This is a genomic window from Haloarcula marismortui ATCC 43049 (assembly GCF_000011085.1).
GTDB lineage: Archaea > Halobacteriota > Halobacteria > Halobacteriales > Haloarculaceae > Haloarcula > Haloarcula marismortui.
Map to the genome: position 1 here is coordinate 680,439 of NC_006396.1, position 19,873 is coordinate 700,311.

20 protein-coding genes are annotated in these 19,873 nt (G+C 62.8%); 9 read left to right on the forward strand and 11 right to left on the reverse strand.

The features are described 5' to 3' along the window. The first annotated feature begins 106 nt into the window (after nt 1-106). Nucleotides 107-1,837 (forward strand): histidine kinase N-terminal 7TM domain-containing protein, encoded by a 1,731-nt coding sequence (locus tag RR_RS07480; RefSeq protein ID WP_011223233.1) that lies wholly within the window; start codon nt 107-109, stop codon nt 1,835-1,837. Between the two features lie 71 nt (nt 1,838-1,908). On the opposite strand, the gene RR_RS07485 is transcribed toward RR_RS07480, so the two are convergent. After that, nucleotides 1,909-2,685 (reverse strand): alpha/beta fold hydrolase, encoded by a 777-nt coding sequence (locus RR_RS07485; RefSeq protein ID WP_011223234.1) that lies wholly within the window; start codon nt 2,683-2,685, stop codon nt 1,909-1,911. 147 nt (nt 2,686-2,832) lie between these two features. Between RR_RS07485 and RR_RS07490 the strand changes: the two genes are divergently transcribed. Both RR_RS07490 and RR_RS07495 read left to right on the forward strand, forming a co-directional pair. Next, nucleotides 2,833-3,078 (forward strand): DUF7127 family protein, encoded by a 246-nt coding sequence (locus RR_RS07490; RefSeq protein WP_011223235.1) that lies wholly within the window; start codon nt 2,833-2,835, stop codon nt 3,076-3,078. Continuing rightward, complete coding sequence (locus RR_RS07495; RefSeq protein WP_011223236.1) at nt 3,078-5,351, forward strand: CDC48 family AAA ATPase; 2,274 nt, start codon at nt 3,078-3,080, stop codon at nt 5,349-5,351. The genes RR_RS07490 and RR_RS07495 overlap by 1 nt, the downstream gene beginning before the upstream one ends. Before the next feature lie 54 nt (nt 5,352-5,405). On the opposite strand, the gene RR_RS07500 is transcribed toward RR_RS07495, so the two are convergent. Next, nucleotides 5,406-6,158 (reverse strand): TrmB family transcriptional regulator sugar-binding domain-containing protein, encoded by a 753-nt coding sequence (locus RR_RS07500; RefSeq protein WP_011223237.1) that lies wholly within the window; start codon nt 6,156-6,158, stop codon nt 5,406-5,408. A 131-nt stretch (nt 6,159-6,289) separates the two neighbouring features. Here RR_RS07500 and RR_RS07505 point away from each other — a divergent pair, with 131 nt between their 5' ends. Both RR_RS07505 and RR_RS07510 read left to right on the forward strand, forming a co-directional pair. After that, entirely contained in the window at nt 6,290-7,825 is a 1,536-nt protein-coding gene (locus RR_RS07505; RefSeq protein ID WP_011223238.1) for a hybrid sensor histidine kinase/response regulator, read from the forward strand. A 60-nt stretch (nt 7,826-7,885) separates the two neighbouring features. Continuing rightward, nucleotides 7,886-8,446, forward strand: coding sequence for a DUF420 domain-containing protein (locus tag RR_RS07510; protein WP_004961586.1), 561 nt, complete (start codon nt 7,886-7,888; stop codon nt 8,444-8,446). 3 nt (nt 8,447-8,449) lie between these two features. Here RR_RS07510 and RR_RS07515 read toward each other — a convergent pair whose 3' ends face one another. From RR_RS07515 to RR_RS07530, 5 genes are all read right to left on the reverse strand, one after another. Beyond that, a complete protein-coding gene (locus tag RR_RS07515) occupies nt 8,450-9,010 on the reverse strand; it encodes a GNAT family N-acetyltransferase (RefSeq protein WP_011223239.1) in 561 nt (186 codons plus the stop codon). A 56-nt stretch (nt 9,011-9,066) separates the two neighbouring features. Next, on the reverse strand, nt 9,067-10,509 hold the full coding sequence (gene purF, locus RR_RS07520; protein ID WP_011223240.1) for an amidophosphoribosyltransferase: 1,443 nt from the start codon (nt 10,507-10,509) through the stop codon (nt 9,067-9,069). A gap of 14 nt (nt 10,510-10,523) precedes the next feature. Beyond that, nucleotides 10,524-10,697 (reverse strand): 50S ribosomal protein L37e, encoded by a 174-nt coding sequence (locus RR_RS21465; RefSeq protein ID WP_004517916.1) that lies wholly within the window; start codon nt 10,695-10,697, stop codon nt 10,524-10,526. Continuing rightward, nucleotides 10,694-10,876 (reverse strand): LSM domain-containing protein, encoded by a 183-nt coding sequence (locus RR_RS07525; RefSeq protein ID WP_004517917.1) that lies wholly within the window; start codon nt 10,874-10,876, stop codon nt 10,694-10,696. Before RR_RS07525 ends, RR_RS21465 begins: the two co-directional genes overlap by 4 nt. 71 nt (nt 10,877-10,947) lie before the next feature. Continuing rightward, nucleotides 10,948-12,006 (reverse strand): M20/M25/M40 family metallo-hydrolase, encoded by a 1,059-nt coding sequence (locus RR_RS07530; protein ID WP_007190422.1) that lies wholly within the window; start codon nt 12,004-12,006, stop codon nt 10,948-10,950. A 114-nt stretch (nt 12,007-12,120) separates the two neighbouring features. On the opposite strand from RR_RS07530, the gene RR_RS07535 reads away from it, so the two are divergent. Then, nucleotides 12,121-12,405 carry a hypothetical protein gene (locus RR_RS07535; RefSeq protein ID WP_004961574.1) on the forward strand — a complete coding sequence of 95 codons (285 nt, stop codon included), beginning with the start codon at nt 12,121-12,123 and terminating at the stop codon, nt 12,403-12,405. 94 nt (nt 12,406-12,499) lie between these two features. Then, nucleotides 12,500-13,450: a zinc-dependent metalloprotease gene (locus tag RR_RS07540; protein WP_049938826.1), complete on the forward strand. Its 951-nt coding sequence runs from the start codon at nt 12,500-12,502 to the stop codon at nt 13,448-13,450. 36 nt (nt 13,451-13,486) lie between these two features. On the opposite strand, the gene RR_RS07545 is transcribed toward RR_RS07540, so the two are convergent. Then, nucleotides 13,487-14,017, reverse strand: coding sequence for an Rrf2 family transcriptional regulator (locus RR_RS07545; protein ID WP_004961567.1), 531 nt, complete (start codon nt 14,015-14,017; stop codon nt 13,487-13,489). 75 nt (nt 14,018-14,092) lie between these two features. Further along, entirely contained in the window at nt 14,093-15,637 is a 1,545-nt protein-coding gene (locus RR_RS07550) for an alkaline phosphatase family protein (protein WP_011223243.1), read from the reverse strand. A 121-nt stretch (nt 15,638-15,758) separates the two neighbouring features. Between RR_RS07550 and RR_RS07555 the strand changes: the two genes are divergently transcribed. Continuing rightward, nucleotides 15,759-16,184 (forward strand): DUF5796 family protein, encoded by a 426-nt coding sequence (locus RR_RS07555; RefSeq protein WP_011223244.1) that lies wholly within the window; start codon nt 15,759-15,761, stop codon nt 16,182-16,184. Between the two features lie 39 nt (nt 16,185-16,223). Here RR_RS07555 and RR_RS22950 read toward each other — a convergent pair whose 3' ends face one another. Further along, entirely contained in the window at nt 16,224-16,358 is a 135-nt protein-coding gene (locus tag RR_RS22950) for a DUF7128 family protein (protein ID WP_004961558.1), read from the reverse strand. An 85-nt stretch (nt 16,359-16,443) separates the two neighbouring features. On the opposite strand from RR_RS22950, the gene RR_RS07565 reads away from it, so the two are divergent. Further along, a complete protein-coding gene (locus RR_RS07565; RefSeq protein WP_011223245.1) occupies nt 16,444-18,561 on the forward strand; it encodes a CDC48 family AAA ATPase in 2,118 nt (705 codons plus the stop codon). Nucleotides 18,562-18,825: 264 nt separating this feature from the next. Here the strand turns inward: RR_RS07565 and RR_RS07570 are convergent, their stop codons facing one another. After that, nucleotides 18,826-19,839, reverse strand: a complete 1,014-nt coding sequence (locus RR_RS07570; RefSeq protein ID WP_011223246.1) for a DUF4349 domain-containing protein — start codon at nt 19,837-19,839, stop codon at nt 18,826-18,828. Nucleotides 19,840-19,873 lie beyond the last annotated feature (34 nt).

Consider the following 19,873-nt stretch of genomic DNA (forward strand, 5'->3'; position numbering starts at 1 on the left):
GTTCAGTTCCGCTCAGGCTCGTACAACTTTCGATCTTGATCGGTATATCTGGTGGTTTAAAGTCTGTTAATCCCATGCATATGCGATACGGAGTTCAACAGCAGGAATGGAATTCCAGTTCTCTTGGTACCTATATACCCCTCTTCTCTCCGCCGCAGTTTCGCTTCTTATCGCTGGTGTTGGCGTGTACTATCGCGACTGCACGGGGTCTCGCTCTCTCGTTTTTTTGATGGTTGCCATCGCCTGGTGGTCGGTGATGTCTGTGATTGAACTCGGGGCGACCGACCTTGCAACGAAGCGCCTCGCACTCAAGCTCATGTATCCCGCAATTGGGGCCGTTCCCGTCGCGTGGCTCCTGTTCGCCATCCAGTACACGGGTCAGACTCGCCTTCCGACCCGCAAAGAGCTGGCGGGCATACTCCTCGGGCCTGTCCTGATGATCTTGCTCGTGTGGACAAACCAATACCACGGGTGGTTCTGGTCCTCGATGGAGTTGGCTTTCCAGGGCTCGCTCCTCGTTTCAGTGACGGAGCGGGGCCCCGCGTTCTGGGCATGGACCGCATACGCGTACGTCGTGATGGCTGTGGGGACCGGCCTCATGCTGAAGCTGGCACTGTTCTCAGGACGCGTCTACCGTACCCAGGCGATCGGACTCAGCCTGGCAGCACTCCTCCCGTGGGGAGGAAACATTCTCTACCTTACCGGCGTCTCAAGCGTATTTGACCTGACCAAGATCGGATTCGTGTTCAGTGGCGTCCTTCTGGGGGGCGCTGTTTTTCGTCGGCAACTGCTTCAAGTCATTCCTGCAGCCCGAGAGATCGCCCGGGACGAGATCGTCGCGTCGATGAAAGAGGCTGTCATTGTCGTCGACGAACGCGACGTTGTCATCGATCTCAATCCACAGGCGAAAGCCATTATCGGGACACCGGGGGCAGCGTGGATCGGCCGGCCACTTGAGGATGTGCTCCCCGGTTTGATTGAGCTCCGTGACTCGCCAACCGACGACATCCCAGACCGTGCCGAAATTACCGTGCCCGTGAATGGCGAAGAGCGAGCATACGAAGTACGACAGACACCGCTGCATCGTGGCTACGGCACAGTCACGGGACAACTGATCACACTCACTGATGTAACCGAGCGCAAACAACGTGAACAACGCATCGAGCGCCAGCGCCAGCGCCTAGAGGTCGTCAACCGCGTCCTCCGCCACGACATCCGTAACGATATGCAGGTCATTCTGGGGACCACTGAGAACCTCCTCAAATCACAGCAAGCCCAGCCACAACTGAAGCGAATCAAACGGAAAGGAGAGGATATTGTCACATTAAGCGAGCGGGCTCGCGACCTTGAGCGGTTCGTCGGGGACGGCGCAGTCGAAACTACGACCGTCGATCTCAGCGCTGTCGTTGCAGACGTAATAGCTGACCTCGAACGGACGTATCCAGACGTGGAGTTTCGCGTCGAACGGCCGGACCGGGCGGAGGTATCCGCCGTAGATTTGATCGACTCCGCGCTGAGGAACGTTCTGGAAAATGCGGCCGAACACAACGACCAGTCGGTCCCAGAGGTATCGGTGACGGTTATGGGACCCACAGATGACGGGGACGTTACGGTTGCGGTCGCTGATAACGGTCCCGGACTCCCTGACCGAGAGCAGGAGGTGATCGAAACGGGGACAGAAATGGCTCTCAAGCACAGCAACGGGCTGGGTCTCTGGATCGCCTACTGGACTATCACTACCTCCGGCGGAACCATCACGTTTGCCGAGAATACGCCACGAGGTTCGGTCATCACTATTCGCCTGCCATCTGCTTCAGCAGAACAGCCGAAGCCGTGACCGCCACTGTCGCCCCCTCCAGTCAGTAGTTGTGTGTCTCAATAGCGCCGCTTCAGTATATCTCAAACCGCTCAGACCGCGTCCTTGATGAACTCCTTCAGGAGGTCGTTGAACGTCTCGGCCTGTTCGACCATCGCCAGATGGGCAGCGTCGGGGACAAACGACACCTCTCCGTCGGGGATCTCGTGAGCCAGTGTCTCGTGATACGCGCGCGGAGTCAGTTTGTCGTGTTCGCCGCAGACGGCCAGCACGGGCACGTCAATCTCGCCCAGTCGCTCGCGCACGTCGAAACCGTGACACGTCATGAAGTCGCGGCGGGTTACCGCCTGCCCGACCGCCGCCATCTGCTCGCGGGAGCGAGACGCGGCCTCGTGGCCGGTGTCGTGGAACAGGCGGTCCCGTTCGTGCAGGAACTCGACGGCGCGGTCCCAGTCATCTGCGAGCCATTCCTGCAGCCCGTCGAACACCGGGAGTTCGGGGCCGGTCCCCAGCAACACTATCGCCTCGGGCGTCCAGTCCCGCTCCAGCGCGACCCACTGGGCGACGGCCCCGCCCAGCGAATTGCCGACCAGCACATCCGCGTCTGTCTCCTGCCCCACCGCAACAACATCGTCCGCGTAGGCGTCAAGTGTCGTGGTCCCGGTCCCGCTGTCGATGTCGTCAGAGTCCCCATGGCCTGACAGATCCAGCGCGACGGCGGGATGGGTCGGTCCGGACGGGGCATACTGGCGGCCCCACACACGGTGTGTCGCACCGCTGCCGTGGACATACAACGCTGTCGGCCCTGTGCCAGCAGACTGTGTTCGTCTGTACGCTGTGACTCGCCCATCGTGATCGACCTGTTCCATGCGGCACCGTTCGGAAGCGGTGTGGATAAAAGATTGGCGCACCCATATAGAGTGTGAACCGCATTCAAGCAACTCTCCTCATTTTTCTGCAGTACGGCGTATTTCGGCGATGAGTTTATATACTTATAGCACTTACTTTTGGTTAGCATGACTTCAGAACAGCAGTTGTTCGACGAGACGCCCCTCCGCCGATTCGAGTACGACGACAGCGTCGTGTTCGCGGCGGACGTGGGACCTGCCGCCGATGCGAGTGTCGATGTGGTCGACGGGACCGTCATCGTCGTCGCTGACGGCCACCAGTACGAACAGGAGATCCCCGCTGGCGACGCACGAGCGTTTATCAACCACGGGGTTCTCACTATCGAACTGTCAGGCAGCGAGGGAGATTACTGATGAGACTCACTGTTAAACCACTCAAACAGAAAGACGCTGGCCGAGGCCTCGCGGCTATCGACCGCGCCGCGATGGACGAACTCGAACTCGAGAACGGCGACTACATCGTTCTCGAAGGGAAACAGGACAGCCGCGCAGTCGCCCGGGTCTGGCCCGGTTACCCCGAGGACGAAGGGAACGGCATCGTCCGTATCGACGGGCAGCTCCGCCAGGAAGCTAACGTCGGCATCGACGACCCCGTCAACATCGAAAAGGCCGATGTCAACCCCGCGACATCGGTCACCGTCGCGCTGCCCCAGAACCTCCGGGTTCGGGGCAACGTCGGGCCGATGATTCGCAACAACCTCAGCGGGCAGGCCGTCACGCAGGGCCAGACGGTTCCCGTTAGCTTCGGTCTCGGACCGCTTTCCTCGATGTCCGGCCAGAAGATCCCGCTGAAGATCGCAGAGACCGAGCCCTCCGGCACGGTCGTCGTGACCGACTCCACAGACATTCAGGTCAGCGAGATGCCCGCCGAGCAGGTCCACAGCGGCGAGGGCGCACCTGAAGCGAGCGACACGCCCGATGTGACCTACGAGGACATCGGCGGCCTCGACCGCGAACTCGAACAGGTCCGCGAGATGATCGAGCTGCCGATGCGCCACCCCGAACTGTTCCAACAGCTCGGCATCGAGCCGCCGAAGGGCGTCCTCCTGCACGGCCCGCCCGGCACGGGGAAGACGCTGATGGCCAAGGCCGTCGCCAACGAAATCGACGCGTACTTCACCACTATCTCCGGGCCGGAGATCATGTCGAAGTACTACGGCGAAAGCGAGGAACAACTCCGGGAAGTCTTCGACGAGGCCTCCGAGAACGCCCCCGCTATCGTCTTCATCGACGAGATCGACTCCATCGCCCCGAAGCGTGGCGAGACCCAGGGCGACGTGGAGCGCCGCGTCGTCGCCCAGCTGCTCAGCCTGATGGACGGGCTCGAAGAGCGCGGACAGGTCATCGTCATCGGCGCGACCAACCGCGTCGACGATATCGACCCCGCCTTGCGCCGTGGCGGCCGCTTCGACCGCGAGATCGAAATCGGCGTCCCGGACAAGAAGGGCCGCAAGGAGATCCTGCAGGTCCACACCCGCGGGATGCCCCTCTCCGAGGAGATCAACATCGAGAACTACGCCGAGAACACCCACGGCTTCGTCGGCGCTGACCTCGCGACCCTCACGAAAGAGAGCGCGATGAACGCCCTCCGGCGCATCCGACCCGAACTCGACCTCGAATCCGACGAAATCGACGCCGAGGTGCTCGAACGCCTGGAGATCAGCGATAAAGACTTCCGCGAGGCGATGAAGGGCATCGAGCCCTCCGCGCTCCGGGAGGTCTTCGTCGAAGTCCCGGACGTCACCTGGGACTCCGTCGGTGGGCTCGAAGACACCAAGGAACGGCTCCGGGAGACTATCCAGTGGCCCCTCGAGTACGAAGACGTGTTCGAGTCGATGGACCTCGAAGCCGCGAAGGGCGTGCTGATGTACGGTCCGCCCGGCACCGGGAAGACGCTGCTAGCGAAGGCTGTCGCCAACGAGGCCCAGTCCAACTTCATCTCCGTGAAGGGGCCAGAACTCCTGAACAAGTTCGTGGGTGAGTCCGAGAAGGGCGTCCGCGAAGTGTTCAGCAAGGCCCGCGAGAACGCCCCGACCGTGGTGTTCTTCGACGAGATCGACTCCATCGCCGGCGAACGTGGCGGCGGCACGACCGACTCCGGCGTCGGCGAACGCGTCGTCTCCCAGCTCCTGACGGAACTGGACGGGATCGAGGACATGGAGAACGTCGTGGTCGTCGCGACCACGAACCGGCCGGACCTCATCGACGACGCGCTCCTGCGCCCCGGCCGACTCGACAGGCACGTCCATGTGCCCGTCCCGGACGAGGAAGCGCGCCGCGCCATCTTCCAGGTCCACACCCGCGACAAGCCGCTGGCCGACGGCGTCGACCTCGACGAACTGGCCAGCCGCACGGACGGCTACGTCGGCGCGGACATCGAAGCGGTCGCCCGCGAGGCGTCGATGGCCGCGACCCGGGAGTTCATCAACAGCGTGGACCCCGAGGACATCGGCGACAGCGTCAGCAACGTCCGCGTGACGATGGACCACTTCGAGCACGCGCTCTCTGAAGTCGGCCCCAGCGTCACCGAGGAGACCCGCGAGCGCTACGACGAAATCGAGCAGCGCTTCGACCGGGCCGAACCCGGCGTCACTGACGAGAGCACGGCCAGTCGCACCTTCCAGTAGCGACGGTCGGCACTGACGCCGATTTTTGCGTAATAGAGCGGTTTGCTGGCTGCGTTATTCGTCTGCAACCCTGTCTATCGTGATTTTGAGACACTCATAGGCTTCCTTCGTGGCACCGGACCCGCCGACAGTGACTGGTCCGTCCTCGGTCTCGATGGTGAGTGACCGTTCGGCCGGGTTCTTGCTCGATGCGGGATAGACGAGACTCTGCCGGGCGTTTATGACCGGCCCCGATATCGTTGTTTCAGTTCGGTCCGCAGTCGAGAGTACCCGGGCGCGAGCAGTGATCGGCGTCCCCGCGCGAAGCGCCAGCGCCGACATGAGCACCGCGAACTGAAAGGCAGAGAACGTCCGCGGGAACTCACACACGTCGGCGACGTAGCGTTCCGTCCCCATCAGCCAGTGGCTACCGAGAAACATCGTGAACTGGTCGTGCGCGAGGTTCTTGTTATCGAACTTGGTTGCCTGATATTCTGCAATCGAGTCAGTCAGCATTCCAGAATGCCCAGTGAGTCCACGCTGAGTGTCGGCGGTCACGAGCAACGGGGTGATGTTGCTCTCGATTGTCCTGACCGCTGTTGCGATATCCTCGTATGCGGGCGTCGGTGCCGTCGCATCGCCGTGGACCAGTAACAGTACCAGTACATCCCGCTCGATAGCGGCGCTGAGTTGCGGGACAAACTCCGGGAGGGACGATTTCGGGACCGCAACCGTGAGGCTCTCCTCGGCACTGTCGATAAGAGATTGTATCGCATCGATGACTGCCGACTGGGTCCGATGTATTTCCAGCCCCGGTTGTGCCATCATCAAAGGATACGGTGCCGTGTGTATAAATCGTCCCCTGAAATGGGCAATAGTGTCGCTGAGATGGTGGAGGTGTCAATAATGGAGTGTTTCGTGGTGTAACTTCTTTATGCGTGTGTCTCCTCGGAAGGGTGATGAAGTCACAGCCCACCGTCCTGTTTGTCCGTAGTCCGAGCCAGGACAGGGCCGCGATTTCGATGCTCCGGGACAGTGATCTCACCGTCCACGAGTTCGACGGTGTTCGCGATCTGGAGTGTGCGCTCGGCGACTACGACACGGACTGTGTCGTCACGAACTGCGAAGTGGAGAACCCGGACGGGACACAGTATCTCGGTGGGTTGACCCTTATTGATCGACTGCAACGAAATCACCCCGAACTCCCGGTCGTCCTCTTTGCCGAGGTGACAAACGGCGACATCGCCCGCGAGGCCTACAGCCGCGACGTGTTCAGCTACGTTCCGAGCACAGTGAGCGACGCTCACCAGCGGCTTCTGGCGCGGGTCGACGCCGCCGTCGCTTCCAGCCCGGCCCGTCAACGGGCGAACAAGCGAAAACAGCTCAACGAGGCCGTCCGGCTGGTCAATCAAGCGCTCGTCCGCTCACAGTCGCGGGTGGATATCGAACGCGACGTCTCGGCGGTTCTGGCGGGCACAGCCAGATACAGCGAAGCCTGTACGGTGACCTGTCAGCACGACAGGCCGGTCGTTCGAGCGCTGGGTTCACAGCGGGACCGCGTCTCCATCACCGTGCCGGAGCCGTTGTGCCGCGCCGAGTCGGAGGACCGACTGGTCGTTGCGGATATCGACCCAGCAACGTTCGCAAATGACACAGACGCACTGGAAACGGACTGCGCCCGAGTTCTCGCTGTCCCACTGGTGTACGATGGGACATCGTACGGCGTCCTCGGAGTGTACGCCGACCGCGTCGATATCTTCGACACGGAAGAACAGGACACGTTCCGGGAAGTCGGCCACAACATCGCGCTGGCTATCGACGCGAGCCAGACGAAAGACGCGCTCCAGCAGCGGTCGACGGAACTGGAACGACAAAAAGAGCGACTCCGAGAGCTCGCACAGATCATCTCACACGAACTCCGGAACCCGCTTCAGGCAGCGATGGGACGGGTCGAACTCCTCGCCGCTGAACACGCCGCCGAAGAGTTTGACGCCATCCAGCGCAGCCACACCCGTATTTCGTTCCTCATCGACGATCTCATGGAAATCGCGCGACAGGGCGGCAGACAGTACACTGTCGAGCCGGTCGCGCTCTCCGACGTGATGGGGGACGCCTGGACGACGGTCGACACCGATGGGTTGACCATCGAAATCGACTGTACCGAGACGATATTGGCCGATAGCACCCGGCTGTGTCAGCTCGCAGAGAACTTCTTTCGGCTCGCCACGGACCAGGCCGACACCGGGAAGGTAACGATCACGGACACGGCCGATGGGTTCGCCCTCGAACACGACGGCCCTCCGTTGGAGGCGGGAAACGAGGGGCCGTTTGAACTCTACTACGCCTCCACTGATGAAGGAGTCGGGCTCCACCTCGCCGTAATTCGGGAAATCGCACACGGTCACGGATGGGAAATCACCCTTGCCAACGAATCGACGGGACGGGTCCGGCTGAATGTAACCGACGTTGAGCGGCCGTCAGCGAAAACCACGTAGGACCCCGCCTCGCCGTACGCGACTCGAAACCGTATTCTGGATTCAGTCCGGAGTTGTGGTATGGATCTTCAGGCTCGGTATCGCGTGCCAGCACTCACTGGCCTGTTGACGGTCGTGTCGCTTGCGCTCGTGTTCGGGGCCGTTCTCGGGGCCATTCCCCAGTCGGCTCTCCCCGCTGCGCCCGCGAGCGTTCTCGGGGCCATTCCCCACGCCAACGCCGTAGTCAGCGCTCTCGCTATCGGAACAATCATCGGCGGTGTCCGGGCCATCCGCCGCGGAAACATCGCTCGACACCGGAAACTGATGCTCTCCTCGTTTGGCCTGTTCGCCCTGTTTCTCGTGCTGTACCTCTACCGGATAACGCTTGTCGGGCCGACGGACTTCACCGGCCCGTCGGTCGTCGAGACCTACTTCTACCTGCCGTTTCTCGCGGTCCACATCTTGCTCGCCATCATCGCCATTCCGGCGGTGTACTACGTCCTGCTGCTGGCTTACACATACCCCGTCTCGGAACTGCCATCGACAAACCATCCGCGAGCCGGAAAGCTGGCCGCAAGCCTGTGGCTCATCTCCTTCTCGATGGGTATCGTTGTGTACGCGATGCTGTATCTGGTCTGGTAAGGACTACTCGCGCTCCGTTCGGAGCAGGCCGAACCACAACATGTCTCGCCACGCGCCGTCGAGATACCACTCCTGACGGTGTGTCCCTTCCTTCGTGAATCCCAGCCGTTCGACCACCGCGACGGAGCGGTCGTTCCCGCCCACGATTTTCGCCGACCACTTTCGGAGCGCCCGCTGGTCGAAGCCATACTTGACCAGCCTGCCCGCCGCCTCAGTGGCGTACCCTTGACCCCAAGCGTCCGGGTCAAGCCAGTATGCCAGTTCGGCTGTGCCGCGCTCCGTGTCGTGGTCCGTCATAGCGACGAGTCCGACCGGCTCGGTCCGCTCCTCGACCGGGCCGGGACTCCCGGCCGGGTCGATACAGACCAGTAGATGGACCGAGTCCTCGTCGGAAAGCGTCTCTTCGTAGTATGTTTCCATCTGGTCGGTGGTCGGCGGGCGGGCGTACGTCCCCAAGCCCCAGACCTGCTCGTTGTGAAAGACGTGCTGTATCCAGTTGAGGTCGTCTCGCTCCGGGGACCGGAGGGCGGTTCGGTCGGTCGCGAAAAAGGACGGCCCTGGCATGGGCAACGCCTCACTCGGAGTAGGCAAAAATGTAGTGCTGTGCAGCACCGACGACGCTAGTCGTCAGCCGGGCTCGATTGGGTCCCGATATCCGGGCGGACAACGTCGCGGTCCGTCGCCTCGCCCTCGATGTCGTAGGGGTATTCGCCGGTGACACAGCCGAGACAGAGGTCAGTCCGGCTCTTGTCCAGCGTTTCCGCGATGGCGTCGATAGAGAGATACGACAGCGAGTCCGCCTCGATTTCGTCGCGGATTTCCTCGACGGACTGATTCCCGGCGATGAGTTCGTCGCGGGAGGCCATGTCGATACCCATGTAACACGGAGCGACGATGGGCGGCGCGCCGATGCGCACGTTGACCTCTTCGGCACCGGCATCCTTCAGCAACTTGATCAGTTGCGTCGAGGTGGTCCCGCGGACGATAGAGTCGTCGATGATGGTGACGCTTTTGCCCTCGATTGTGGACTTGATGGGGTTGAGCTTCAGTCGGACAGCCCGCTCGCGTTCGTCTTGCGTCGGCATGATGAACGTACGGCCGACGTACCGGTTTTTCATCAGCCCTTCGGCGAACTCGATGTCCGAGCCGTCGTCCTGTGCGGCCTCAGCGTATCCGGAGGCGAACGCACGCCCGGAGTCGGGCACCGGCAACACCACGTCCGACTCGACGCCGGACTCCTCCCAGAGTTTCCGACCGAGTTCGCGCCGGACCTCGTAGACGAGGTTCTCGTCGATGGTCGAGTCCGGTCGCGCGAAGTAGACGTGTTCGAAGAAGCAATTGGCCGTGTTCTCCGGTTCGACGAGCTGATAGGTGTCGTAGCCGGTGCCGTCGGCGTGCAGGACGACGAGTTCGCCGGGCTTGACGTCCCGGATCAGTTCGCCGTCGAGCGTATCGATGGCGGCTGATTCGGAGGCGAGGACGTAGCCGTCCTTGAGTTCGCCGATACACAGCGGCCGGTTCCCCTGCGGGTCGCGCACGCCGAGGACCGTCTCGTCGTGCATGATGGTCAAAGAGTACGACCCGTGGATGCGGTTCATCGTCCGCTTGACAGCCCGAACCAGATCCTCCTCGAGGAGATTACGCGCGAGGTCGTGGGCGATGACCTCGGTGTCGCCATCGGAGGTAAAGGCGTGGCCGAGGTCAGCCAGTTCGTCGCCGATCTCGTCAGCGTTGACGAGGTTCCCGTTGTGGGACAGTCCCAGCGACCCCGACTTGAACGAGACGGAGAACGGCTGGGCACAGCAGGCGTTGACGCTCCCGGCAGTCGGGTATCGGACGTGGCCGATACCGTTCGAGCCGTTGAGCGCCTCCAGATCGCCGGGGTCGAATGCGTCACCGACGAGTCCCATTTCGACGTGGCTGTACTGCTGGAACCCGTCGTGGGTGACGATGCCGGCCGATTCCTGGCCGCGGTGCTGGAGCGCGTACAAGGAGTAGTAAAGCGGTCGGGCGGCGTCACGGTCCTCCAAAGAGATGCCAACAACGCCGCACTTCTCGTGCATTTGTGTTGAGTGTGTTATTCGCCTGCTTTCGACTGCCACTCGTAGTCACGCCGCTTGGCCGACTTGCCGAAACCGCACGACGAGCAGACCTTCTTTTTCGTGTGATACGACTTTTCACCACACCGTCGACACTTCGTGTGCGTCGTGGTGTTTTTCTTGCCCTGACTCGGAGTTCCTGCGCCAGTCATGGAGTAATTGAGACGACGTTATCGCCGCGTATAATCGTTGTGTCTTCATCCTCGACGACGAGGTTCATGTGTTGGTCGTAGCCAGTGAGTTCCCCCTCGAACAGTTCGCCACCCTTCAGCTGTACGGTGACTGTCTCACCGAGGGACGCTTCGAGTACATCTAGCGGTCGTCCACTCATGTACGGTTTGGATAGTGATGGCCGCTTAAACGTACCGTTTGTCTGATGGCGCGCGAGAGCGTTCAGATATCCTACACGTCGACGCTAAAGGGCGCTTGCTCGGCCGCTCGGACGGCGAAGCCAGCCAGCAGGTCTGCGAGCGCGTCGAGGTCGTCCGGGTCGATGACTTCGACCGGCGTGTGCATGTAGCGGTTCGGCAGGCCGACGTTGACTGACGGAATCCCACCGCGGGAGGTGTAGAAAGCGTCCGCGTCGGTCCCGGTCCGGATACCGGTCGCCTGTAACTGGATGTCAATGTCCTCGGCGTCGCTCGTTTCTCGAAGCGCATCGACGGCGACCGGATGGTTCGCGCTCCCGCGGGCAACGACCGGTCCCTCGCCGAGTTCCACACCCGTCGCGGCTTTGCCCGGCGAGCCCGGTGCGTCCGTTGCGTGCGTCACGTCCGCTGCGATGGCGACATCGGGCGCGAGGTCGAATCCGACCATCTTCGCACCCTGTACGCCGACTTCTTCCTGCACCGTCGAAACAGCGTACACCGTTGCGTCCGCATCTGACTCTGCTGCGCGGCGGAGTCCCTCAGCGGCCGCCCAGATGCCGATACGGTTGTCCATCCCCCGTGCAGCGAGGCGGCCGTTCTCCAGTTCACTCAGCGTCTGGACGAATGTCACCGGGTCGCCGCGGTCGACGAGCGATTCTACCTCGTCGCCGTCCACTGCCCCAACGTCGACGTGCTGTTCGGAGATTTCGGGGACTGAATCGTCGTCCGAATCCCGGAGGTGAATCGCAGTCTGTCCCACGACACCCGAAACGGGACCGTCAGCCGTGTGAATAGTGACGTGTTGCCCGCGTGAGACGGTCTTGTCAGAGCCGCCGATGCGGCCCAGTTTGACGAAGCCGTCGTCTGTGAAGTCCCGAACGATGAACCCGATTTCGTCGCCGTGGCCCGCGAGCGCAACGGTCGTGTCGCCGCCCTCGACCTTCGCGACAGCGTTCCCGTAGTCGTCCGTTCGGACCTCGTCAGCGAACTCACTGACGTAGTCGAGCCACACCCGCTGGCTGTCGGCCTCGTATCCAGACGGGCCGGGCGTTGTCAGCAGCGATTCAAGGAACTCTCGTCGTCGTGTGTCCATATGGAGCATAATCGCCCCGTGGTGATGAAATCAACGGACGGCAGACGGTCTACGACCATCCCAGCGTGGTCCCGGTACCGCCACGGCTAAGAGTCGCGGTATCGAACTGTCAGTATGGCAGAATTCACCTTCCTCGAACTGCATCTCGACGGCGCGGAGTTCACTGCGAACGCCCCATTCAGCGCTGCTGACGATGACGACGAATCGGAGCGCAAATCGCGGTGGTCGCGGTCCCAGACGGAAAAAGCGAGCGACGAAACGGACGCAGAAGGCGGCAGTGGCCCCAGCATCGGTCGCATCGCGCTCGCGGTCCTCGGTGTCGTCGCAGTTGTCGCGCTCGTTTTGCGCCTGTATTTCGGCGGGTCTGCCGCTGATGACGACAGCGACGAAGCGCTGTAGGGCCACGTCTCGTGCCACAGCGAGCAACGAACCGAACGCTAGTGGTCGTTTTCACAGGGAGAAGGCCTATTTTGTCCCGCCACATTTCAGACGTATGGGATTATACCACAGCGTTCAGGCTGTCGCCAGCGCGACCGGCGACGGCCCCATCGACTGGAGTGCTGTCGCCGACGCCGCGAAGGGTGCCACAGACACGGGTGACCTCACCGTCGAGACGCCCGAACGCGACGGCTACGCGACCGACGTTCGGGACGCACGGGATCGCGTCCGGGAGGTCGGCGAACTTGCCTTTGATCTTCCCGAAACCGTCGAAATCCAGAACCGGCATCACTGGATCGACGCCAACGTCGCCACGTTCAGCCGCGTGATGGAGCCGATAGAACAGCAGGCCGAGTATATGCCCGGCATCGCCCGCGTCGTCAACACCGGATCGATGGCCGTTGCGCTGTCGTTTCTTGGAAACAACGTCTTGGGCCAGTACGACCCCGTCTTGCTCGCGGACAACGACGCCCACGCGCTGTACTTCGTGCGCCCCAACATCCACCGGGTCGCCGACCAGTTGAACGTCGAGCGGGACCGCTTCCGCCGCTGGATTGCATTCCACGAGGTCACACACGCGGCGGAGTTCGGCGCGGCCCCGTGGCTGTCCGACCACCTCGAAACGGCGATGGAGGACGCCATCGACAACCTCACCGACGGCAACATCGACCGCACAACGCTTGGCGAACTCGATACGACGATGACTGCCGTCGAAGGGTACGCGGAACTGCTGATGGACCGTGCCTTCGACGACGAGTACGACGACCTGCGGCGGAAAGTCGACGAGCGCCGACAGGGACGTGGCCCCATCGCGTCGCTCATGCGCCGACTGCTCGGCCTCGGAATGAAACGCCAGCAGTACGAACGCGGGAAGGCGTTCTTCGACACGGTCGCCGACGCCCGCGGCGTCGCTGCGGCCGGACGCGTCTGGGATTCGCCGGACACCCTCCCCACCGAAGACGAGATAGAGACGCCGACGCTGTGGATCGACCGCGTCGATCCCTGAAAGCGCTACAGCACGCTGCGTGGTCGCACGGAACGGTTATTTTTCCGGTTCTTCTACAGGCCCTTCTATTTTCGCGACGTCGAGGAGGATTTCGCTGTTCGATTCGTCGACAGCGACAACTGTCCCGGCGACGACGAGCTTCGATATCGGCGTCGGGCCGAGAATGACGGCCTGTCCCTCACTGAAATCCTGCACCGAACTCTGGAGGTGGAACCGGGCGCGGCACTTCTCCGGGTCGTGAACGTTCGTGAAATTAATTTCCTCGACGGTGACGTCGACCCGGTCGTAGTCGTGGGCGACGACGACGCTCTCTGCCTCGTCTATCTGCTGGCGGTCGATTGCGTCGAATGCCTCGGACGTCGGCTTGTAGCCGCCCGTCGGGCCGGGAATACCTTCGACAAGTCCCAGCGAGGTCAGACTCTGCATCTGGTTCCGTACCGTTCCGGGGTTCCGGTCGATCTCCTCCGCGATTGTCTCGCCGGTAACCGCCTCACCGGTCTGTTGATACCTGTTTACCAGCGTCGTAAGCATCGTTCGCTGGCTGTTGTTCAGATCGATGCTAACCATACCGGAGTGTATCGGGAGCGGCTACTTATCCCATTGGGTTCACTCATTCACCGCCAGTCGCTCTCACGGAGGTGGCTACTCCATGTATCCCAGTTGCTTCAGGCGGTCCTCGACTGCGTCGCCGTCATCGCTTCCGAGGGCGTCCTCGATACTGAGCGGGTCACGTTCGCCGATGGCGGGGTCCTCAGGGAACACCGGGAGCACTTCGCCGCGCATATCAGTCGGGATAGCACAGCCGTGGGCGGCCAGCACCGTCGGCGCGATATCGAGAATGCTGATTCTGTCGAGTTCGCCCTGTGGCTCGAAGTCCGGCCCGCTGGCGGCGAAAATGCCGTAGGGTGTGTTCTCGGCCGCCCAGCGGTCGGGGCCGCTCTGGATGGTCCCGCCGCCGATGCCGTCGTTGACGTGGACGCCCGGGCGCTGGTCGACGACGACCTCCGGGCCGGCGTCGACGTAGGGGCCGTTGTACACGTCCTCGCCTCTGTACACGTCAGTGAACAGCGGCCCGTGCTCGTCTTCGACCTCGCTGAGGTCGGCCATCAGCGACTCACGGACCGATTCCACGTCGAATCGGGGATTGATGTACACCGGCCCTTGCCCGCTGGCGACGACCTTCGTCTGTTCCAGGTCGATGGCTTCGAGCTTTCGGTCCCGTTTGACGCCGTCGCGTTGCGGGACGAGTTGCTGGATAGACTCGGGGACGACGCGGGCAAGTATGTCGACCAGTCCAGCCCGCTTTGCGACCGCGAGCAGGTTCTCTCGGTCGAGCCCGATTCGGGTGAGCACGGCGTCGACGCTCGTGTCCCGGACTTGGTAGCCGTTCTCGGCCAGCCACTCGTTGATGTAGAACTCCGTCTGAGTCGCGTCACAGCCGTGGTCGGACATCAGGACGAGATTCAGGTCCTCGCGGTCGTCGAGCCGGCCGACCCACTCATCAACGATTTTCCATGCGCGCAGGCTCGGCTCGTCGTCCCAGAAGAAGTGATGCAGGACGTTGAGATAGAACAGCGTGACGTGGACGAAATCGAGGTCCCGCTCGTCCATGAGTGTCGTGGCAACCTCGAAGCGCTTCTCCAGCAGGTCCAGAATGGCCTCGACTTCCGCGCCGCGCTCGTCGTTCGAGGACAGCAGCGGGTCCGGGTGGACGCTGTAGTCGAACCGCGATTCGAGTTCCTCGGCCAGTTCCGGCGGCGAGGTGTAGCCGGAACTGATCGAGCGGTACTCCCCTTCAACGGCGTCCGGGCCACCGGCAACCACGAGGTCGTCGATGTCCCGCGGGGGGTACATCGTCGGCATGTTGACGACGCCAGCCGACTGCCCCTCGTCGTTGAGGTAGTCCCACAGCTCGGCGGTGTCGTAGTCGCCGCCGTTCATCACGTTGATCTCGCCCGCGGCGAGGTCGACGTTCTCGAACCAGAAGACGCCGAACCCGCCGGGGTCCTTACCCGAGGAGTAACACTTCCAGTTCGGGAACGTGACTGGCGGCAGACAGCTCCGCGTCCCCGCCCAGGTGCCGGTGTCCCGCAGCGCGGCCAGGTTCGGGAGCTCGCCGGCCTCGATCCACGGGTCGAGCAGTTCCCAGCTCGCTCCGTCAAGCCCGACGACGAGGGTCTTCGTCATGGTGAGACGGAGACAGGCGAGTCACTAGTCCCTTTCGCACCCTGTCTGTGGGATTGCAGGACGGTCACTCGACCCAGACCGACAACGCGTCACTTTTGAGCGCGCCGCCGGAAGGGCTGGTATGAGCAACCGGTCGGACATCGCACCGGACACCGTCTCGGTCGAATTAACCGAGGACGGCGTCGTCGTGGAGTACCTCGACGGCCGCCAGGCGTTCTATCACGGCGTCCCAACGACGGTCGAGGGGAGTATCCAAACTGCGCCGGGAAAAGACACACACGTCCTGATTACCGACAAGACGGAGACGTCAGGTATCCTCGTGTACGTCAACGACCTCCGGACGCACGACGACATTCTCGAAGAAACGGGCGTCGGACGGGTCATTCTTGACGACGGTGAGGAGGACGAACTGTTCCCGGGAGTCACGGTCCGGGATAATCAGATGCGGACGGCGGTCGAGGTGGACTACGACGTGACGAACGGCCGGGTGTTCGTCTTCGAGGAGGACGAACTCGGCGAGCGGAGCTACGAAATCGTCGAGGGGTGAGACTACGGTGGGACAGGCGCGACTGCGGGGCGAGGACCGTTACTGGATGTAGGACGGGTCTTCGTCGTCACAGTTCTCCTCGTGCTGGCGCGCGTCGTTCTGGTCGTCGAACATCAGGCCACAGGTCTCGCACTTGTACCACATGACCTCGTCTCGCTCAGTTTGGACAACCATATCAGAACCTCGAATTGCCGTCCGTATATTATTTTCCCGCAACACAACGGGAACCCTCAAGGGAGTCGGATTGCAAGAAGGCGGCATGAGCGGGTCCACTGAGGCCGGTGTCGAACTCACCGTCGAGGGTGCGAACAAGCGCGACGCCGGGCGCGGTATCGCACGACTGCCGGAGTCCGCACGGACTGAATTGGGCGTGCTGAGCGGGTCGCCCGTCATCATCGACGGGGATGACATGACTGTCGTGAAAGTCTGGCCGGCTGACGATGACGGCTCGTTTGTCCGTATCGATTCGGACACTCGGGCGAACGCCGGCGTCAACATCGGCGACACTGTCACAGTAACAAGCGGGTCGGTCTCAGAGGCCACCGAAATCGCCGTCCAGCCGGTCGAACCGATGCCGGGGAGCGAGGACTATGAGAGTCTGGTCAGGAAGCGTCTCGTCGACCAGATTATTCAGGCCGACGAACGGACGCACATCGATGGATTGGGGACCTTCCTCGTCCGCAAAACGTCTCCGTCGGGGCCGGTCCGGGTTACCGACGCGACAGCGGTGACCGTGCTGCCGGGACTCGACGGCGGCAGCGGCGCGGGCCAGTCGTCATCCGACGAGGCAACAACAACGAACACGCCGACCGCCGAAACAGAGTCCGGGGTGAGCTACGAGGACATCGGCGGCCTCGACGAGGAACTGGATCGCATCCGCGAGATGATAGAGATGCCGCTCTCGGAGCCCGAGGAGTTCCGCCGTCTGGGTATCGACCCGCCAAGCGGGGTCCTGCTGCACGGCCCGCCCGGGACGGGGAAGACCCTCATCGCCCGCGCCGTCGCCAACGAGGTCGACGCCTACTTCGACACCATCTCGGGCCCCGAAATCGTCTCGAAATACAAGGGCGAAAGCGAGGAACGGCTCCGCGAGGCCTTCGAGAAAGCCGAAGCGAACGCGCCTGCCATCCTCTTCGTCGACGAGATCGACTCCATCGCTGGCTCCCGAGACGAGGACGCCGACATGGAGAACCGGGTCGTCGCCCAGTTGCTTACGCTGATGGACGGCCTCGAAGACCGGGGCCGCGTCGTCGTCATTGGCGCGACGAACCGCGTCGACGCCATCGACCCGGCGCTGCGCCGCGGTGGCCGCTTCGACCGCGAGATTGAAATCGGCGTCCCCGGCGAGCACGGCCGCCGCGAGATTATGGACGTCCACACGCGGGACATGCCGCTGCACGACGACGTGGATCTGGACCGGATCGCCGCACAGACCCACGGCTTCGTCGGGGCTGACCTCGCATCACTGACTACTGAGGCCGCGATGGCCGCGCTCCGGACCGACCGCGATGATGGCGATGTCCACCAGGACGACTTCGAGACCGCGCTTGCAACGGTCGACCCCAGTGCGATGCGGGAGTATGTCGCCGAGTCGCCGACGGCGACCTTCGACGATGTGGGCGGGCTGGCCGAGGTCAAGCAGACGCTGACCGAGACCATCGAGTGGCCGCTGTCGTACGGTGAACTGTTCACCGCGACGAACACCGACCCGCCAAGCGGCATTCTACTCTATGGCCCGCCGGGGACCGGCAAAACCCTGCTCGCTCGGGCCGTCGCCGGCGAGAGCGACGTGAACTTCATCCACGTCGCCGGCCCCGAAATCATGGACCGCTACGTCGGCGAGAGCGAGGAAGCGGTCCGGGAACTGTTCGAACGCGCCCGCCAGACTGCGCCGAGCATCATCTTCCTCGACGAGATAGACGCCATCGCCAGCCACCGCGGTCAGGGCAACGAAGTCACCGAGCGCGTCGTCTCCCAGCTGCTCGCTGAACTCGACGGCATCACCGAGAACCCCAATCTGGTCGTACTGGCTGCGACTAACCGCCGGGACATGATCGACGATGCGCTCCTGCGACCGGGTCGCCTCGAACAGCACGTCGAGGTCCCGAACCCCGACCGTGACGCCCGCGAAGAGATTCTCGCCGTCCACACCGCCGGGAAGCCACTCGCCGCTGACACCGATATCGAGGACCTTGCCGAAAAGACCGACGGCTTCTCTGGCGCAGAGCTGGAGGCCGTCGTCCGCGAAGCGTCAATGCTGGCTATCCGGGAGGTCGCGTCCGCCTACGGACCAGAAGAAGCCACCGAGAACGCTGAGGAAGTGGAGATCACACCAGCACACTTCAGCGAAGCGCTTGAACGGGAACGCACGCGGTAGCTCGCGTGGCTCGCTGGGAATCTTGGTCGGACTATCCGCTGAGCGGGAGCGCTTCGTCGGTAGTATCCGAAAGACGAGGAGAGGCGAAAGGGTCGACTCCGGGAGAGGAGTGAAAAGGCTGTCCGGACAGCCTTGGCGGACGAGCGACGCCGAGTGGCCGAGCAGCGAGACGGGCGTTAGCGCCGGCATCGACGTGAAAAGCGCCTTGCCGGCAGGTACTCGTAGCGAGTGCACACGCAAAAAAGGCCCGGTGTCGGGTTTCGGCTACGCGTCGTCGTCGGGCGACTCATCAGTCGGTTCGGGAGTTGGTTCCTGCTGTGGGTCGCTACTGCCGTCGTCGCCGTCTTCTATGGCCGATTCAGACGTGCCACGTCGGCCCAGCACCGAGAGCGACCGACCGCGGAGGAGTCGGCGGCCGCCGACGACTGGGACGGCGAGGACGACGAGCCACGGCGCGAGACTCGCGGCGGTCACCAGCAGCCCACGAGTGAACACGTACACGTCGGTCACTGACGAGAGGAACGCAGCGACAAGCGACTGCTCGTGGTACGGCACTTGCTGGGCCGACGGCTCGGGCGCTGGCTCATGGATCTCGACGCGCAGCGTCGAATAGGCGACCCGCTGTTCGAGCGAGCGCTTCTGTGCTTCGAGGCGTTCGATGTCACTCTGAACCGACGACAGTTCCTCTTCGATGCGGAGCAGTTCCTCCGTGCTGTTAGCTCGCTCGTAGAAGGTCCGCAGTCGGTCGCGGCGCTCCCGGAGGTTGGTCAATCGCGCTTCGAGGTCGACCAGTTTGTCGGTCACGTCTTTCGTCGTTGTTTCCTCGGAGCGGACCGTTCCCTGCTTGCTCACCATCGACTGCGTCGGCTCGTACTCCTCGCTTGGCACTCTGACGACGATGTAGCCGGTGTACCACGTCTCGCCGTCGTCACGGTGGAGTTCGCGGTTCGAGTCGCTCACGTATCCGCCGGACGTGCGAGCGCGAGCGGCAATTGCATTGGCTGTCGCGGAGTAGTTCTCCACTTCGACCACCATCCGTCCGTTGCGAATGATTGCCCGGTCGGCCGCCGCGTCGCCGGCCTGAATGTTTTCGCTATCGCCAGCGCTCGCCTTGGAATCCGCTTCGACGGGCTGACTCGACCCGTCGCCGCCGCTGGACATCTGTGCGCCATCGCCGCCGCCCTGTGCCTCGCCCGCATCGCCACTTCCGCCCATGCCGGTACAGCCGGCCAGCAAGAGGAGACCGACGACAGCGAGGACCCTGATTCGGGAAGCCATACGGGACGTACTCGTTCTGAGAGCAGTATAATGA

Excerpts from the sequence above, each read along its gene's own strand:
- RR_RS07545 (WP_004961567.1), bottom strand. The coding sequence starts at position 14,017 with ATGGTTAGCATCGATCTGAACAACAGCCAGCGAACGATGCTTACGACG.
- RR_RS07550 (WP_011223243.1), bottom strand. The coding sequence starts at position 15,637 with ATGACGAAGACCCTCGTCGTCGGGCTTGACGGAGCGAGCTGGGAACTG.
- RR_RS07495 (WP_011223236.1), top strand. The coding sequence starts at position 3,078 with ATGAGACTCACTGTTAAACCACTCAAACAGAAAGACGCTGGCCGAGGC.
- RR_RS07510 (WP_004961586.1), top strand. The coding sequence starts at position 7,886 with ATGGATCTTCAGGCTCGGTATCGCGTGCCAGCACTCACTGGCCTGTTG.
- RR_RS07535 (WP_004961574.1), top strand. The coding sequence starts at position 12,121 with ATGGCAGAATTCACCTTCCTCGAACTGCATCTCGACGGCGCGGAGTTC.
- RR_RS07570 (WP_011223246.1), bottom strand. The coding sequence starts at position 19,839 with ATGGCTTCCCGAATCAGGGTCCTCGCTGTCGTCGGTCTCCTCTTGCTG.
- RR_RS07485 (WP_011223234.1), bottom strand. The coding sequence starts at position 2,685 with ATGGAACAGGTCGATCACGATGGGCGAGTCACAGCGTACAGACGAACA.
- RR_RS21465 (WP_004517916.1), bottom strand. The coding sequence starts at position 10,697 with ATGACTGGCGCAGGAACTCCGAGTCAGGGCAAGAAAAACACCACGACG.
- RR_RS07565 (WP_011223245.1), top strand. The coding sequence starts at position 16,444 with ATGAGCGGGTCCACTGAGGCCGGTGTCGAACTCACCGTCGAGGGTGCG.
- RR_RS07480 (WP_011223233.1), top strand. The coding sequence starts at position 107 with ATGGAATTCCAGTTCTCTTGGTACCTATATACCCCTCTTCTCTCCGCC.
- RR_RS22950 (WP_004961558.1), bottom strand. The coding sequence starts at position 16,358 with ATGGTTGTCCAAACTGAGCGAGACGAGGTCATGTGGTACAAGTGCGAG.
- RR_RS07515 (WP_011223239.1), bottom strand. The coding sequence starts at position 9,010 with ATGCCAGGGCCGTCCTTTTTCGCGACCGACCGAACCGCCCTCCGGTCC.
- RR_RS07505 (WP_011223238.1), top strand. The coding sequence starts at position 6,290 with ATGAAGTCACAGCCCACCGTCCTGTTTGTCCGTAGTCCGAGCCAGGAC.
- RR_RS07490 (WP_011223235.1), top strand. The coding sequence starts at position 2,833 with ATGACTTCAGAACAGCAGTTGTTCGACGAGACGCCCCTCCGCCGATTC.
- RR_RS07500 (WP_011223237.1), bottom strand. The coding sequence starts at position 6,158 with ATGATGGCACAACCGGGGCTGGAAATACATCGGACCCAGTCGGCAGTC.
- RR_RS07525 (WP_004517917.1), bottom strand. The coding sequence starts at position 10,876 with ATGAGTGGACGACCGCTAGATGTACTCGAAGCGTCCCTCGGTGAGACA.
- RR_RS07540 (WP_049938826.1), top strand. The coding sequence starts at position 12,500 with ATGGGATTATACCACAGCGTTCAGGCTGTCGCCAGCGCGACCGGCGAC.
- purF (WP_011223240.1), bottom strand. The coding sequence starts at position 10,509 with ATGCACGAGAAGTGCGGCGTTGTTGGCATCTCTTTGGAGGACCGTGAC.
- RR_RS07555 (WP_011223244.1), top strand. The coding sequence starts at position 15,759 with ATGAGCAACCGGTCGGACATCGCACCGGACACCGTCTCGGTCGAATTA.
- RR_RS07530 (WP_007190422.1), bottom strand. The coding sequence starts at position 12,006 with ATGGACACACGACGACGAGAGTTCCTTGAATCGCTGCTGACAACGCCC.